The sequence below is a fragment of the Pseudomonas azadiae genome, from assembly GCF_019145355.1.
Taxonomy (GTDB): Bacteria; Pseudomonadota; Gammaproteobacteria; order Pseudomonadales; family Pseudomonadaceae; genus Aquipseudomonas; species Aquipseudomonas azadiae.
The window spans coordinates 1,843,175-1,858,993 of record NZ_JAHSTY010000001.1 but is presented as its reverse complement, the minus strand read 5'-3'; the positions used below and the strand labels follow the sequence as shown (position 1 = coordinate 1,858,993).

Below are 15,819 nucleotides of genomic sequence, written 5' to 3'. Positions count from 1 at the left end.
GTGAGCGGGCTTGCCCCGCGCTGGGCTGCGGCCCCAAACCAGACGGCTCGACTCCATCTGGAACTCGGCGGTGTCTTTATTGGGGCCGCTTCAGCCCAGCGCGGGGCAAGCCCGCTCACTACAGAGAGATTTTCAACCTTTGAAAGTTGTGTAGATGCCTATGGCCATCGCAGGTACCCCGATCTCCCAGACTAGCCCCGGCCCCTTCAATTCCGTACCATTCCCCGCCTTATCCCCCGCACGACCCTGGTACCTCATGAACCTCACCCGTCTGCGCGCCGATGCCCTGGCCGGCCTCACCACTTCCTTTGCGTTGCTGCCCGAGTGCATCGCCTTTGCCCTGGTGGCTCACCTCAACCCGCTGATGGGGCTCTATGGCGCCTTTATCATCTGCACACTGACCGCCTTATTCGGCGGGCGCCCCGGTATGGTCTCCGGTGCGGCAGGCTCCATGGCGGTGGTGATCGTGGCGTTGGTGGTGCAACACGGTGTGGAATATCTGCTGGCCACGGTGCTGCTGGGCGGGCTGATCATGGTCGCGTTCGGCCTGCTGCGCCTGGGCAAACTGGTGCGCATGGTGCCGCACCCGGTGATGCTGGGGTTCGTCAACGGCCTGGCGATCATCATTGCGCTGGCGCAGCTTGAGCATTTCAAGAACGGCGAACGCTGGCTCAGCGGCACACCGCTGTACGTAATGACCGGCCTGGTGCTGGTGACCATGGCCATCGTCTACCTGTTGCCGCGTATCACGCGCGCCGTGCCGCCCGCGCTGGTGGCGATCCTTGGCGTGGGCCTGGCGGTCTATCTGCTCGGTTTGCCGACCCGCACTCTCGGCGACATGGCCCACATCGCCGGCGGCCTGCCGACCTTTGCGTTGCCGCAGATCCCCTGGACCCTGGAAACCCTCGGCATCATCGCGCCCTACGCCTTCCTGATGGCCATGGTCGGTCTGCTGGAAACCCTGCTGACCCTGAACCTCACCGACGAAATCACCGAAACCCGTGGCTACCCCGACCGCGAAAGTGTGGCCTTGGGCGCAGCGAATATGGTCTCGGGCCTGTTCGGCGGCATGGGCGGTTGCGCGATGATCGGGCAAACCGTGATCAACCTCAGCTCCGGCGGACGCGGGCGTTTCTCCGGGGTATTTGCCGGAGTGATGATCCTGCTGTTCATTCTGTTTCTGTCACCGCTGATCGAGCGCATTCCGCTGGCGGCGCTGGTCGGGGTGATGTTCGTGGTGTCGCAGCAGACCTTCGCCTGGGCGTCGTTGCGGGTGATCAACAAGGTGCCGCTCAATGATGTGCTGGTGATCATTGCGGTGACGGTGATCACCGTCTTTACCGACCTGGCCACCGCTGTGCTGTGCGGGATTGTGATTGCGGCGCTGAACTTTGCCTGGCAGCAAGCGCGCGAACTGTATGCCGATGAGCACCTGGAAGCCGATGGCAGCAAGCTCTATCGCCTGCACGGTACCTTGTTCTTTGCCTCGACTACGCCGTTCCTGAACCAATTCGACCCGGCCAACGACCCGGCCCAGGTGACGCTGGATTGCCGTCACCTGAGCTTTGTCGACTACTCGGCGATTGCCGCGCTGATGACCTTGCGTGAGCGCTACGCCAAAGCCGGCAAGCACCTGCGGGTGTTGCATCTGTCGGAGCGCTGCAAGAAGTTGCTCAAGCGTGCGCGGGTGCATCACGACTGATCAAGGCCCGACAAGGTTTTCCAACGCCTGGGCGCGTGCCTGGGTCATGTCCAGCACGCAACCGGAGCCGTTGACCTGATCGATGGTGCCGCCGGTGGCCGAACCGATGAAGCCGCAATTGGCATCGCGGTACTTTATCCACAGGCGCTGCACGTCTTGCAATTGCTGCCTGCGGTTGCCTTCCTGGGCGGCGAGGGCGGCCTTGTAAGCTTTGTTCAGGCGTGCGTCTTGCACCTTGGCTTCCTTGACGTTGCAACCGACCATGTCTGCGGTCGTGCTGGCGCCGTCCATGCATTTTTTCAGCGCCGGGGTGTCGGCTGCGGCGGCGGTGCCGCACAGGGACAGCAACAGGGCGCCGGCGGCAAGTGTCGTGTGTTTCATGGTCGATTTTCCTGGCGTCAATGAATGTGCAGGCTAAGACCCCGACCGCGTGCGGTGAGTTTCCAGCCTGGTCTGATCTTCGTGTAAGAACGCTCCCTGAACTTTCATCGACGGGTGTTGGGCATATCCCAATGCGACAGCGCTTACCTGTGGGCGAAACTTACTTTCATTAAAATTGAAAATACACCTCGGTAATGATTTATGAGTTTCACAACACATCTGACGTGACCCTTTCCGAGGAGTACCGCATGGCCGCATCACTGGGCTTCGGGCTATTGGCATACGCTGCCATCGCCATCATTGCTTTGATCGTGCTGATTGCACGTTACCGGCTCAACCCGTTTATCGTCATCACCCTGGTGTCCATCGGCCTGGCGCTGACGGCCGGGATGCCGGCGGATACCATCATGGGCTCCTATGAGGCGGGCGTCGGTAAAACCTTGGGGCACATCGCTCTGGTCGTCGCGCTGGGCACCATGCTCGGCAAGATGATGGCCGAATCCGGCGGTGCCGAGCAGGTGGCGCGCACGCTGATCAACCGATTCGGCGAGCGCAATGCCCATTGGGCGATGGTGTGCATCGCGTTCCTGGTGGGGCTGCCGCTGTTTTTCGAAGTCGGTTTTGTGTTGCTGGTGCCGATCGCCTTTACCGTGGCGCGGCGTGTAGGCGTTTCAATCTTGATGGTCGGCTTGCCGATGGTCGCCGGCTTGTCGGTGGTGCATGCGCTGGTGCCGCCACACCCGGCGGCGATGATGGCGGTGCTGGCCTATAATGCGTCGGTGGGGCAGACCGTGCTGTATGCGATCCTGATCGGTATTCCCACGGCCATCATCGCCGGCCCCCTGTATGCCAAGTTCATCGTGCCGCGTATCCAGTTGCCGGCGGAAAACCCGCTGGAGCGCCAGTTCATCGAGCGCGAGCCGCGCACCCGTTTGCCCAGCTTCGCACTGACCATGGGCACCATCCTGTTGCCGGTGGTGTTGATGATGATCGGCGGTTGGGCCAACGTGATCGCAACGCCCGGCACGGCGTTCAACCAGTTCCTGTTGTTCATCGGCAACTCGGTGATCGCGCTGCTGGTGGCGACATTGGTCAGCTTCTGGACCTTGGGGATCGCCCAGGGTTTCAACCGCGAGTCGATCCTCAAGTTCACCAATGAATGCCTGGCGCCGACGGCCAGCATCACCTTGTTGGTGGGCGCGGGCGGTGGGTTGAACCGCATACTGGTGGACGCGGGCGTGACCCACGAGATCCTCGGCCTGGCCCATGCGTTTCACCTGTCGCCGCTGGTGATGGGGTGGCTGTTCGCCGCGTTGATGCGCATTGCCACAGGCTCGGCCACCGTTGCCATGACCACCGCGTCCGGCGTGGTGGCGCCGGTGGCCATGGGTCTGGGTTATCCACACCCGGAATTGCTGGTGCTGGCCACCGGTGCGGGCTCGGTGATCTTTTCCCACGTCAACGACGGCGGCTTCTGGCTGATCAAGGAATACTTCAATATGACGGTGATCCAGACCTTCAAGACCTGGACCGTGTTGGAGACGCTGATTTCACTGGTCGCCTTCGGTCTGACCTACGGCCTTTCACTGTTGTTATGAGCCCTGTTTAGTAACCCGGAGACCCCATGGACATCCTCTACCAGATTCGCGCCCGCCAGGATTCCTTCAGCGCAGGGGAGGGGCGTATCGCCAGGCTGATGCTCGATGACGTGGGCTTTGCCGCGTCGGCCAGCCTGGAAGCGTTGTCCCAACGGGCCGAGGTCAGCACCGCGACCTTATCGCGCTTTGCGCGCAGCGTCGGGTGCCGCGATTTGCGCGATCTGCGCCTGCAATTGGCCCAGGCCAGTGGCGTGGGCAGTCGCTTCCTCGACCCGGCGGGGTTGCCGGAACAGTCGGCGTTTCATCGGCAGATCCTGGGTGATATCGAGGCGACGTTGCGTCAGCACCTGTCGGGTTTCAACCAAACGAGCTTCGTCGATGCGGTCAGCCTGTTGGGCAAGGCGCGGATGATTCACGCGTTCGGCATGGGCGGTCCGTCGAGCCTGTGCAGCGATGAGTTGCAAGTGCGCCTGGTGCGCCTGGGCTATCCGATCGCCGCCTGCCATGACCCGGTGATGATGCGTATCACGGCGGCGACCCTGGGCCCGGAACATGCGCTCATTGTGTGTTCCTTGACCGGCCTCACGCCCGAGCTGCTGGACGTGGTGGAGCTGGCGCGCAACTACGACGCGCGCGTTGTCTCCATCACCCTGGCCGGTTCGCCCTTGGCCCGGTTGGCAAATGTCGTGCTGCCACTGCAACCGGCCGAAACCAGTTTTATCTACAAACCCACGGCGGCGCGCTACGGCATGTTGCTGGCCATTGACCTGCTCGCCACCGAGCTGGCGCTGGCCCTGCCGGACGCCAACCAGGAACGCCTGCGCCGCATCAAGCTGGCCCTCGACGATTATCGCGGCGGCCCTGACAGCCTGCCGCTCGGAGACTGATATGAAATACGACACGCTGATTCGCCAGGCGCGGGTCATCGATGGCAGCAACACCCCCGGCTACCTGGCCGATGTGGGGCTGCGCGACGGTCGCATCGCAACGATCGGCGATTTATCCATGGCCGCTGCCGAGCAAGAGATCGATGCCGCCGGCCGCGTATTGGCACCGGGGTTCATCGATGTGCACACCCACGATGACACCGTGGTGATCCGTCACCCGCAGATGCTGCCCAAGCTCAGCCAGGGCGTGACCACGGTGATCGTCGGCAACTGCGGCATCAGCGCCTCGCCGGTGAGCCTGCGAAGTGATCCGCCAGACCCGATGAACCTGCTGGGCCAGCGGGAAGCGTTTGTGTATCCGCGGTTTGCCGACTACCGCGCCGCGGTGGAAAGCGCCCATCCTGCGGTGAACGTGGCAGCCTTGATCGGCCACACGGCATTGCGCAGCAACCATATGGACGATCTGCACCGCACCGCCACGCCGGCTGAAATCGCCGCTATGCGCGTGCAGTTACAGGAAAGCCTCGCCGCTGGCGCCCTCGGTTTATCCACAGGCCTGGCCTACGCCAGTGCGTTCAACGCCGAGACCGACGAGGTGCTGCAACTGAGCGAAGAGTTGACGGCTTTCGGCGCGGTGTACACCACGCATCTGCGCAGCGAATTCGAACCGGTGCTGGAGGCGATGGACGAAGCCTTCCAGATCGGTCGGCATGCCCAGGCGCCGGTTATCATTTCCCACCTCAAGTGTGCGGGCGCGGGAAACTGGGGGCGCAGTCCGCAGCTGCTGGCTGCGCTGGAACGGGCGGCGCAAACCCACCCGGTGGGCTGCGATTGTTATCCCTATGCCGCCAGTTCTTCGACCCTGGACCTCAAGCAAGTCACCGATGCGTTCCGTATCACCATCACCTGGTCGACGCCGCACCCGGACATGGGCGGGTGCGACTTGCAGGCTATCGCGGGCGACTGGAACGTTTCGCTGATGGAGGCAGCGCGTCGGCTGCAACCGGCGGGGGCGGTGTATTACGGAATGGACGAAGCGGATGTGCGGCGTATCCTCGCGCATCCGCTGTCGATGGTGGGTTCCGACGGGCTGCCTGAAGACCCGTTCCCGCACCCGCGTTTGTGGGGCGCGTTTCCACGGGTCCTGGGGCATTTCAGTCGCGATGTCGGGTTGTTCCCGCTGCATACCGCCGTGCACAAGATGACCGGCCTGTCGGCGGCGCGTTTTGGCCTGGCGCAGCGAGGCGAAATTCGCGAAGGGTACTGGGCGGACCTGGTGTTGTTCGACCCTCTGCGCGTGCGCGATGTGGCGGACTTCAAGGAACCGCAGCGTGCGGCAGAGGGCATTGACGGGGTGTGGGTCAATGGCGTGCTGAGCTACCGCGATGGGCAGGCCAATGGTCAGCGACCGGGCCGGTTCCTGGCACGCAGCGGGGATTTGCGTGGCGGGTTTTCATCTTTATAGTGGGGCCATCTCATACACGGAGCAGTTGCCATGCACTTAGGAAAAGTCACCCCCATCCTGCGGATTTTCGACGAGACCAAAGCGTTGGAATTCTACGTCGATTTCCTTGGGTTCAAGGTCGATTGGCAGCATCGGTTCGAGGCCAATTTTCCGCTGTATCTGCAGGTGTCGTTGGGTGAGTGCGTGCTGCATTTGTCCGAGCACCATGGCGATGCGTCGCCGGGCGCGGCAGTGCGGATCCAGGCGCCAGGCGTGGACGCGTACCGGCAGCAATTGCTGGGTAAAGATTACCGTTATGCCAAGCCGGAGGTTGAAGCAACGCCGTGGGGCTCGCGTGAGATGAGCATCAAGGATCCGTTTGGGAATCGGGTGGTGTTTGTCGAGGAAGGTGAGGGCTGAGGGTAAAGCGCAGGCAATAAAAAACCGCCCGGATAGGGCGGTTTTTTATTGCAACCCCAGTTTGCGGCTGGGGTTGCGCTCTCACAGGAGCACTGACGTGAGCGCAATACTACTGCTGCTTCGGGGGCTCATGCAAGACCTTAAAATGATTGAGTAGTACATGCTAAAGCGTCGGAAGCTTATTGGTAACGACTGCAAGATATGGCAACAACTCAAGGAGTAATCGGCCTTTGTCTGTCACATCTTGGAGCCGGGGCTGAGCTAATATCGCCCTCGTTCTGCGTTCGTCGTGATGCAGGTTGGTTGGGTTCGCGCGCACATTTTTGGACCGACCGCCACGGGCTTGCAACCCGTGCCGGATCCATGCGGGAGGACCATAAACCCAGCCGCCTCACAGGAGCACTGACGTGCATCCGAAGGCTCACGTGTTCCGGTAAGTGCGCTGGAGGTAAGGCCCAACTCACGGAGGGCCGAGTATGTCTAAGTTTGCACGACATACATGAAACCTCGTAGTGAACTGCCTGCGTGCTTATCACGTATGGAAGTTCCTGCGGGACAGCTTCGATGACCGTTAAGGTCTGAGAGGTGGAGCCGCCTCGGTTAATCCCGAGGCGGCTTTTTGCTTTCTTACACCCGGAAATGACTGACCATCTGCTGCAACTGGCTGCCCAGGCGCGCCAGTTCCACACTCGACTTGGCCGTCTCGTCACTCGCCGTGGCGGTCTGCTCGGACACATCACGCACATTCACAATGCTGCGGCTGATCTCTTCGGCTACGGCGCTTTGCTGCTCGGCGGCGGCGGCGATCTGCTGGTTCATCGACTGGATATTCGACACGGTACGTGTGATGTTTTCCAGCGACACACCGGCCTTGCGCGTCAGCTCGACACTGCTGTCGGTGAGGCTGCGGCTGTTGTTCATCACGTTGGCCACTTGCTGGGTGCCGTTCTGCAAGCCGGCCACCAGGCCTTCGATTTCTTCGGTGGATTTCTGCGTGCGCTGGGCCAGGCCCCGCACTTCGTCGGCCACCACGGCAAACCCACGGCCGGCTTCACCGGCTCGCGCCGCTTCAATCGCCGCGTTGAGCGCCAGCAGGTTGGTTTGTTCGGCCACGGCCTTGATCACGTCCATCACGCTGCCGATCTTGTTGCTCTCTTGTTGCAGGTGCGCCATGGCGTCGGTGGAGCGCGCCACTTCAGCGGCCAGGCGTTCGATTTGGGCGATGGCTTCAGCCACCACTTTGTCGCCTGCGCGGGCTTGGCCATCGGCGTCGGCGGCGGCCAGTGAAGCCTGTTCGGCGTTGCGCGCCACTTCTTGCACGGTGGCGGTCATTTCGTGCATGGCCGTGGCGACCTGATCGGTCTCGATCTTCTGGCTGTTGACGCCGGCGCTGGTCTGCTCGGTCACGGCCGACAACTCTTCGGCGGCGCTGGCGATCTGGGTCACGCCGTCACGAATACCGCTGATCAGCTCACGCAAGGTGGTGCCCATGCGCTGGATGCCTTGTTGCAGCACGCCCAGTTCGTCGCGGCGGGTGACCTGGATGTTGTGGCTCAGATCGCCTGAAGCAATGCGTTCAACCACCGCCAGGGTTTCTTGCAGCGGACGGGTGATCTGGCGAGTGATGACCCAGGCGGCGATGACACCGACCAACAGGGCCAACAGGGTGCTGATCAGTTGCAGGCTGCGTGCCTGAGCGCTTTCAGCGTCGCGACGGGTGAGCTGGATCTCGTAGAGCTTGTCGCTGATGGTGACGATATCAGCGCCTTGGGAGGTCATTTCAGCGCGAGCGGCGACGATGTTGGCGTTGGCTGCCTTGTAGTTCTGCACAGCCGTGCGGTACGCGCCCAAAGCGGTTTCCAGGGCGCCAAGCGCGCTTTGCTGGCTGACACCAAACACGGCGCCAAGGCTTTTTAACGCATTGATGGCGTTGTCGATCTGTGCCGCGGCGCGGCCTTCGGTTTCTGCGTTGACCGTGTTGATGTATCCGCGCACTTCGTAGCGGGCCAACTGGAACTCGCCCTTGGCTTTTGTCACCGCCTGGTACTGGGTGAAGCGCTCCGGGCTGTCAGGCATCTGTTGCACGCTGGCGTCCAGCGCTTCGATCTGAGCATTGGCGATGTCAGCTTTGTCGCCCATCACTTGGCGGGAGGCGTTGCCGTTACGGTAGGCCTCGCGCATTTTGTTCAAAGATTGTTGGTAGGCAGTAATGATCGCTTTCTGCTCGGTGAGCAGCTTGCGGTTTTCCGGGCTCTTGAAGCTGTCGAGCAGCTTCTGTTGCTGGGCGGCAAAGACGTCCAGATTGGTCTGGACGTTCTGCGCCACGGCCTCGTCGCCATTGGCCAGCATGTACTGCAGGCGCACGACGCGCAGCTTGGTCAGGGACGCATTGAGCTGGGTGATGTCGCTCATCCAGTTGCTGCGGTCGATCAGGCCGCCCAGGCTGGTCCAGCCGGTGAAGGCCAGAATCGAGGTGAGAACCAGCACCAGGCCAAAGCCCAGGCCAAGTTTGAGGTTGACGCTGATGTTACCAAACCAGCTATTCATCGAATGCTCCTTGAGAGTGATGTCTGTCCGCTGGAAGGTGTTGTTATTTGAAACCAGCCAAGATGTGTAGGGCTGTATCGGCGCCAGGGCGGGAAGCTGAAGTGGTTTTTTGCGCGGCGCCGCACTTAGGGTCCAGACCCCGCCGGCCTGGCGGGGTCTGGGGACCGGTCAGGTGAGTCGTGTCAGGCCCGCCCCATCTGGATCCGGTTGCTGGAGCGCATCAAGCATCTTTTCCAGATCGTAGAAGCGCTTACCTTTGACGGCATCCCAGCGATCGATATGGTATCGGCCGCTGTCGTCGATGCTGATCGGCGTGGTGACGATCTCCTGGCTACGTGACCGGTGCACCAGGTTGACCTCACCATCCCCGGTGCGCTCGATGAAATACTCGCCTGGGCGTTTGAGCTTGGCGCGGGTTGGTGGGTTGATATCAACGGCTACACGCCAGCCAGGAATGCCGACGTTCAACACGAAGTCGCTGCGCAGCGCCACTTCGCCACCCATAATCCCCCGCTTAGCCGACTGCCAGCCGCCCACCTTCAGCGGGCTGGCCTGTGCAGGGAAGGTGTCGCGCACATGAAGGCTCACGGCATCCTGCAAATCGACCAACCCCGGGACGCCCTGGTGCAGATCGGTGTGCGTGCTGCCCATGAAGGCGATCCATTTATGCGGGCCGGTCGCCACCTGATCGGCCTTGATCACTTCGTTGGCAAAGTAGCTGAACATCTCGTAGCGTACTTTTTCGTCAAAGCCTTTGACGTGATAGCTGGCTGTGCAGTCGAGCGCGCGAACGCGTATGCCCTGTTTGTTGGCGACCTTGACCACTTTCGTATAGGTATGCGGGCCTTTGTACCCAGGCATGTGGCCGTAATCCTGCGTGGCGAGGTAGTTTTTCAAGGCGGGCGACATCTTCGACGTGGCATAAAACGTATCCAACGCCTCCTGGTGCATATCCGTCAGCAGATGTTCCATATAGAGCGTTTTCACGCCTTGTTTTTTAAGTGCCTTCATATGGTCGATCAGGAACGCTTTGCTCGACTGCGCACTATGGGCTTCGCCGATCACCAGGCCGTTTTTGTGTTTAAACAGCTGCTCGATAAACGCCTTCTCGCTGCCTGCCGAAGCCAGCGTATCCAGTGACGACCGAGGGGCCATCTTAAAGTCGGTGAAAAACGATTTGGCGCTATCGCGCAATCGGGCCTGTACGTTTCTGAAGATAGCGTCGGCCTGTGCATGATGCGGTTTGGCGAAGCCATAATGCCTGTCAAGCCCTTTGCGTGAGCTTGCCATGTAGGTGATGTCTTCACGTATATTCTGTGGAATGTCGAACGCGTCGTAGTGCGTCACCGAGGTCGGAACAGCCGCGGACGACGGGCCCGATGCTTGCGCTGCCGCCTTGTCAGCGGTGACTGCCAACCGATAATCCCCCTTGGATTGAGCGGCCGTGGTGGTATCGGGCCAGACCCCGACCGGCTGCCCAGGCGCCACCTCCTCGATGCGCAACGACGGCGCGTTCTGCAGATCCGCCAGTCCCCTTATCTGCTCGTAAGTACCCAGACGATTGGAGTCAACCAGGGCGATCCAGCCTTCGTCGGGATCGTTGGCCAGGTTTTGCTCGATCGCCTTGTGGGAGTAGAAGTTACGCAATTTGCTGCTGCGCGCCACGAAACGCGGGCCTTCACCCAGGGCCAGCACGTGTTCCATGTGATAGGAGGCGGCAGTGTCCAATCCATCGATCAACACATTGTGCCGCTGCGCTGCGAGCAGCAATTTACGGTAGGTGAAGGGCGCATCTTTGGCCAAGCCCAGGTCTTGGTCGACTTGAGCCAGATGATATTCGAGGATTTTCAGCGACCAGGGTTTATCTCCCTTAAGCTGATTGCCCAGGATCTTCAGCTTGCGATGGAACAGATCCCGCGGCAGGTTTTCGATGTAGATGCGCTTGAGGCCCTGGGCCGCAAGATCGGGCATGTGCTCGATCAACAGCTGTTTGTTGGCAATGGCGCGATTGGGCGCGCCGATGATCAGGCGCTTGTCGCGGCCGAACAGGGTTTTGAGCAGGTCTGCGTGGGAGGTATCGGTGGCCAGTGCGGGGAGTTCGGTCTTAGGCGCTGGGGCCGGCAATGCCTTGAAAAACTGCTCGGCAGCGCCTGTCAGCTTTTGCACGCGGTCGTCATAGAGCTCACGCAACGGTGCCGATTGAATATAGGCGTTGTGCCGGGCCGCCCCCGCGATGTCGACGTCCCAGTCCCGCTGCAGCGCTGTGAAGTCAGGATAGAGCAAGGCCCCGAAGTTCTTGCCTTGATCGGGCGGCATATCATAGGCCGCCAGTGCAGTATCCTCTGGCTTCAACGGTTCATATTTAGGGGCTCCACCCGCCATGCCGCTGCGTACCCATTGACCGTCGACATTCCGGTTGGCCAGGCGCGCTGTCGAATGCAACTGGCCGGTGAGCGGGTCTTTTCGGTACAGCAGATAACGGCCCAGTGCATCGGGCGTTTCGGGCGCCCATAACGCTTGGCCATCGTACAGCACCGGTTGCATGGCCTCGGGCGCGAGGCTGTCCAGTTGTTCCACCACGGCGCGTTGCGTGGCTTGCTCGCCGGTCTTGATAACCGGGCGCAACTTTTTGGTCGCGCTGGCCAGGGCCGGGCGAAAATCGAACAGCAGCGCGCCGCCGATGTTGGCCAGGTAGCCGAGGTAATGATTCAGGGCGCCTGCCGTGTCGCCCTGATGATAGGCATTGAGTGCGAGCATTGCGTCTTTGAATGCCAATGCGCCGCCCAACGTCAGGCTCAGGCTTGGCATCGGCATGGTCGCTACGGCGGTTACCCACTCGATGCAGGTCCAGAGGATGGCGCTGATCACCTGAGCACGGCTGACGGTGGTGGCGCGCACGTCATCGATCTTGCGTTGCAGAACCATGTTGTAGAGCTCGTGGCGCAGGTCGGTGAGCGGTGTGGCGCGGGTGATAGGATCATGTCGGGCCGGGCTTGGGGTAGTGCGATTGATGTCCTCGGGCAGGCCCTTGCGCGCCTCTTCCAGGAACAGGGTAATGCGGCTCTGGGACTGGAGCGGCGCGCGCTTGCACAAATAGGCGAGAAAGCCTTCGACCTTTTTCAGCAGATAGTTGAACAGTTTGGCCTCGCGGAACGCGATGCCGTCGGGGGCGTTCGGGGTGTAGAGCAGCACCGGTTCGTCGGCGTGGCTGAACAGGTAGTTACCGATGATCCAGTCGCCGTTGATGAACAGGCGGTGCACTTTGTAGGTATTGCGCGTCGCGGTGCTACTGTCGGCCAGGCTGTCGATAGCGCTTTGCAGCCAGGTCAGGTCAGCGCTGGCGATATGGCCCTTCAAGCGCGACTCCAGCGCGGCGTTTTCCATCTGCAGTTGCTGGATCTTCAACGTGGCGTCGCGGCGTTTGGCGTAGCCTGGGCTGTCTTCGGCTTGAAGACGCTTGCGCACGTCTTCGATGTAGCGTTCGCCCACCCAGGTTCCTGTTACCGAGCGGGCGACGTTCTGAGGCGTCAATTGGCTCAGGTCGATGTCATCCGGGCCGCGGAAGGTGGCGGAAGCGGAAAACTTCTCGGTGAGAAAGCCGATGCCGTCCTCGTAACCGTCCTGGTACAGCGTGGTGTAGGACATCGGCGGTGCGGACTGCCCGACGAGGGGTTTGGGCGAGTAGGCGAAGACGGTGTCCGGGTCGACATCATTTTGGCGGCGGTCCAAAAGCTTATTCAGGGCAAGCTTGGCCTTTTCATGCAAGTACGATTTGAACGCTGGAAATTTCGCCTCGGCATCCGGCCAGGCGCTGTAGATCTGCACTGCGCCAACAGCATCGTCAGCCAGCTTCGCCAAGCGTGCGCGGTCGGTGGTCGAGGCGGCACGGTACCAGTCGGGAGAGCCGTGCTGGTAATCGTCCAGCAGCATCGATAGCCGGTGGGTGACGGTCGCGTCCAGGCAGTCGGAGTAAGTGCAGGCTTTGCCAAACGTAACTTCCAGATGCTCCTGGGCATCGGGTTTAAGACCAAGGTGTTGCACAAAGTTTTGCAGGCTGGGTTGGAAGCGCAGGGGGACTTGCCCCAGCACGTAATCGCACATCGTGCATCCGTCCGACCGGCTCTTTTCATCCAGCCAGCCGATAATGTGCGTCTGGCATTCCCGCTCGCTGGCGAAGCCGATAAAGTGCACGGCCTTCGGCGCGTCGGGTGTGCACAGCAGCATGCGCTTGACCTGGCCCTGCGGTGTCTCCTCACGCAGCACCCACAGGTCCTTGAGCTGCGCGCCGTGCAACAGCACGGTTTGCGCGCGCAGGTGCATGTGCGTGTTGGCGCGCAGTTGCTCGAACAGTTGATGATCGGCTGCTGTGAGATCACCCCGCAGGCTGGCGATATAGGCCAGTGCAACCAAGCGTTGATCAAAAAATGCGCGCGCCGCCTGCTTGAGGTGCGGATCGCCCAGCATGGGCTTTTGGGTGAGCGCGAATTCCACGCGCGGCTGCAGGTCCTGCAGCAGGGTCAGTACGGTTTGTGGAGTAAGCTCGGCATGCTGCGCGGTCAGTGGCGCATCGTTGTAGGTCAGCGTGGTGTGTTGCAGGAAGGTCGAACCCGGCAATTCGTCGCCGGTGTGCAGGCCTCGCAAGGCCAGGTCAACCAGCGTGCGTTTGTGCTCGTAGGTGCCGACCAGGGGCACAGTGCGCCGGGTGGTCAGGTGCAACAGGTCCGGGTCCAGGTCATGGATATCCAGTTCATTGGCCAGATGCTCGGCCCATTGCTGGCGCGCCAATGCGGCGGGTGTCGCGGCGGGCCCGAACACGTTGAGAAAGTCCCGGCGGGCTTCGTTGTAAGCCTTCAGATGCTCGGCCAGCGTTGCGCGCCGGTCTGTACTCGCCGTTCGGTACCAGTCAGGCAGGCTGGCGTACAAGTCGTGTTCCAGCAGTTGCTGGGCCCTGAACTCCAGGCGCGGGCTCAAGTCGGGCAGGGCGGCTTTCACGGCGTTATCGAGCTGTGTCTTGAGGACGGCGGCGTCGGGGGCTTCGGTGCCTAAGGCCAGATCGATGTCCAGGCTGCGTTTGTCGAGCAGGGCCTGATAAACGTGGTCGAACAGGGGCTCGCCTTCGATAAGCTGCAGTTCGAGCGGCCATATGTCGGCGACGTCCATATGTTGATAGCGCACAGGCAGGTGCGCAGCGATCTCTTTCCTCCCTGCGGGCAACGTCATCATCGAGTGCAGCGCCTGGTCGAGGTCGGCCAAGGTGTCGAACGCTTCCAGGCCGCGGGACGGGGTGAACAGCAACACGGCACCCACCTCCTCTCGCGACGTGAGGTCGATCACCTTGGGGCTGGACTCGCGCGTCAGCACGAAGGCGCCGGCGAAGGTGACGGTCTGGTCCTGATAGCTGAACGTGAGTGCGTATTGGCCTGGCCGAAAGGCCGGGCCACGAGAGCAATCTTCCAGCATTTTTTGATGCGCGGGGGTGAGCAGGTAATCGCGGACATTCAGCCGCGTTTCTGTTTCAAGTGCGGTGATGCCGGCGTCGAAGGTTAAATAGGTCTTGCGCGCCTGGCGCTCGACGGTGCTGGTTTCGTCCAGCGTCTGCAAATCCTTGTTCAGCTGGGTTTTCAGCCGTGAGAGCAGTTGCTGACCCTGCGTCTGGCTGAGGTCGGTGCTGTCCAGATCCTGATAGAGCCTGCGCGCCTGGGTCAGAAACGTTTCATTGATCCTGGCCAGCGTGCCATTAATGCGCTCCAGCGCGGTTCGCTCGGCCGGCAATACAACAGAGGCGGGGCTTGCCGGTTTGAATAACTGCGGATGAATTTCGAGCAAATGTGCCTTGATCTGCGCAAGCGTGGGCGAGGCAGGAGGGTTGGTTGGTGTGCTCATCGGCACGTCCCCGTAATGATGAAAGGAATCATCAGCATGGGGCGCTGCGCCGCGCGGCCAGCGGTAGATACGTATGAGTGGGACGGCCTGGGCTCATCAAGGGCCGGGCTTGTGTGCTAGTCTGCTCGCCCTTTTAGTTCTGGATGGCGCGAAAGACGCCGCCTCGCGCGGGTTCGAGTGCTGTCCTACAGCGGAGCGTTTGCATGTCCGAAGTCAATCTGTCCACCGACGAAACACGCGTCAGCTACGGCATTGGCCGCCAACTGGGCGACCAACTGCGCGACAACCCGCCGCCGGGCGTGAGCCTGGATGCAATCCTGGCTGGCTTGACCGACGCGTTCGCCGGCAAACCAAGCCGTGTTGACCAAGAGCAAATGGCCGCCAGCTTCAAGGTCATCCGCGAAATCATGCAAGCCGAAGCGGCTGCCAAGGCTGAAGCCGCGGCGGGCGCCGGCCTGGCCTTCCTGGCTGAAAACGCCAAGCGTGATGGCATCACCACCCTGGCTTCCGGCCTGCAATTCGAAGTGCTGACGGCTGGCGACGGCGCCAAGCCGACCCGTGAAGACCAGGTGCGTACCCACTACCACGGCACCCTGATCGACGGCACTGTGTTCGACAGCTCCTACGATCGCGGCCAGCCTGCCGAATTCCCGGTGGGCGGCGTGATCGCCGGCTGGACCGAAGCCCTGCAACTGATGAATGCCGGCAGCAAATGGCGCCTGTACGTGCCGAGCGAACTGGCTTACGGCGCTCAAGGTGTTGGCAGCATCCCGCCGCACAGCGTTCTGGTGTTTGACGTCGAGCTGCTCGACGTTCTGTAAAATTTGCTGATGCGCCCGGTTCTATGTGGGAGCCGGGCTTGCCCGCGATGCAGACGACTCGGTCCAAGATGAGACCGAGGTGATGCTATCGCAGGCAAGCCAGCTCCCACACAGAGCGGGTGCATTCAGGTTTTGC

Annotated in this window: 8 protein-coding genes and 2 pseudogenes; 6 read left to right on the top strand and 4 right to left on the bottom strand. The window is 61.5% G+C overall.

The genetic code is table 11. The features are described from left to right. Positions 1-256 precede the first annotated feature (256 nt). Positions 257-1,702 carry a SulP family inorganic anion transporter gene (locus KVG91_RS08380; protein ID WP_169374535.1) on the top strand — a complete coding sequence of 482 codons (1,446 nt, stop codon included), beginning with the start codon at positions 257-259 and terminating at the stop codon, positions 1,700-1,702. On the opposite strand, the gene KVG91_RS08375 is transcribed toward KVG91_RS08380, so the two are convergent. Then, the gene (locus KVG91_RS08375; RefSeq protein ID WP_169374536.1) at positions 1,703-2,083 is read right to left on the bottom strand and encodes a lysozyme inhibitor LprI family protein; all 381 of its coding nucleotides are present in this window, start codon (positions 2,081-2,083) and stop codon (positions 1,703-1,705) included. A 248-nt stretch (positions 2,084-2,331) separates the two neighbouring features. Here KVG91_RS08375 and KVG91_RS08370 point away from each other — a divergent pair, with 248 nt between their 5' ends. The 4 genes from KVG91_RS08370 to KVG91_RS08355 are packed head-to-tail and all read left to right on the top strand — an operon-like array spanning position 2,332 to position 6,432. Then, positions 2,332-3,681: a GntT/GntP/DsdX family permease gene (locus tag KVG91_RS08370; protein WP_225926958.1), complete on the top strand. Its 1,350-nt coding sequence runs from the start codon at positions 2,332-2,334 to the stop codon at positions 3,679-3,681. A 26-nt stretch (positions 3,682-3,707) separates the two neighbouring features. Next, complete coding sequence (locus tag KVG91_RS08365) at positions 3,708-4,568, top strand: MurR/RpiR family transcriptional regulator (protein WP_169374538.1); 861 nt, start codon at positions 3,708-3,710, stop codon at positions 4,566-4,568. 1 nt (position 4,569) lies between these two features. After that, the gene (locus tag KVG91_RS08360; RefSeq protein ID WP_169374539.1) at positions 4,570-6,033 is read left to right on the top strand and encodes an N-acyl-D-amino-acid deacylase family protein; all 1,464 of its coding nucleotides are present in this window, start codon (positions 4,570-4,572) and stop codon (positions 6,031-6,033) included. 30 nt (positions 6,034-6,063) lie between these two features. Next, positions 6,064-6,432: a glyoxalase superfamily protein gene (locus KVG91_RS08355; protein ID WP_169374540.1), complete on the top strand. Its 369-nt coding sequence runs from the start codon at positions 6,064-6,066 to the stop codon at positions 6,430-6,432. A 627-nt stretch (positions 6,433-7,059) separates the two neighbouring features. Here KVG91_RS08355 and KVG91_RS27975 read toward each other — a convergent pair. From KVG91_RS27975 to KVG91_RS08345, 3 genes and pseudogenes are all read right to left on the bottom strand, one after another. After that, positions 7,060-7,653: pseudogene (locus KVG91_RS27975) on the bottom strand (methyl-accepting chemotaxis protein); the annotation flags it as partial. A gap of 261 nt (positions 7,654-7,914) precedes the next feature. Then, positions 7,915-8,979: pseudogene (locus tag KVG91_RS27970) on the bottom strand (methyl-accepting chemotaxis protein); the annotation flags it as partial. 168 nt (positions 8,980-9,147) lie between these two features. Then, positions 9,148-14,862 carry a membrane-targeted effector domain-containing toxin gene (locus tag KVG91_RS08345; RefSeq protein ID WP_169374542.1) on the bottom strand — a complete coding sequence of 1,905 codons (5,715 nt, stop codon included), beginning with the start codon at positions 14,860-14,862 and terminating at the stop codon, positions 9,148-9,150. A gap of 203 nt (positions 14,863-15,065) precedes the next feature. Between KVG91_RS08345 and KVG91_RS08340 the strand changes: the two genes are divergently transcribed. Continuing rightward, entirely contained in the window at positions 15,066-15,683 is a 618-nt protein-coding gene (locus tag KVG91_RS08340; protein ID WP_015885846.1) for an FKBP-type peptidyl-prolyl cis-trans isomerase, read from the top strand. The last annotated feature ends 136 nt before the right edge of the window (positions 15,684-15,819 follow it).

Coding starts and splice junctions, on each gene's coding strand:
- KVG91_RS08380 (WP_169374535.1), top strand. CDS start 257: ATGAACCTCACCCGTCTGCGCGCCGATGCCCTGGCCGGCCTCACCACT.
- KVG91_RS08375 (WP_169374536.1), bottom strand. CDS start 2,083: ATGAAACACACGACACTTGCCGCCGGCGCCCTGTTGCTGTCCCTGTGC.
- KVG91_RS08370 (WP_225926958.1), top strand. CDS start 2,332: ATGGCCGCATCACTGGGCTTCGGGCTATTGGCATACGCTGCCATCGCC.
- KVG91_RS08365 (WP_169374538.1), top strand. CDS start 3,708: ATGGACATCCTCTACCAGATTCGCGCCCGCCAGGATTCCTTCAGCGCA.
- KVG91_RS08360 (WP_169374539.1), top strand. CDS start 4,570: ATGAAATACGACACGCTGATTCGCCAGGCGCGGGTCATCGATGGCAGC.
- KVG91_RS08355 (WP_169374540.1), top strand. CDS start 6,064: ATGCACTTAGGAAAAGTCACCCCCATCCTGCGGATTTTCGACGAGACC.
- KVG91_RS08345 (WP_169374542.1), bottom strand. CDS start 14,862: ATGAGCACACCAACCAACCCTCCTGCCTCGCCCACGCTTGCGCAGATC.
- KVG91_RS08340 (WP_015885846.1), top strand. CDS start 15,066: ATGTCCGAAGTCAATCTGTCCACCGACGAAACACGCGTCAGCTACGGC.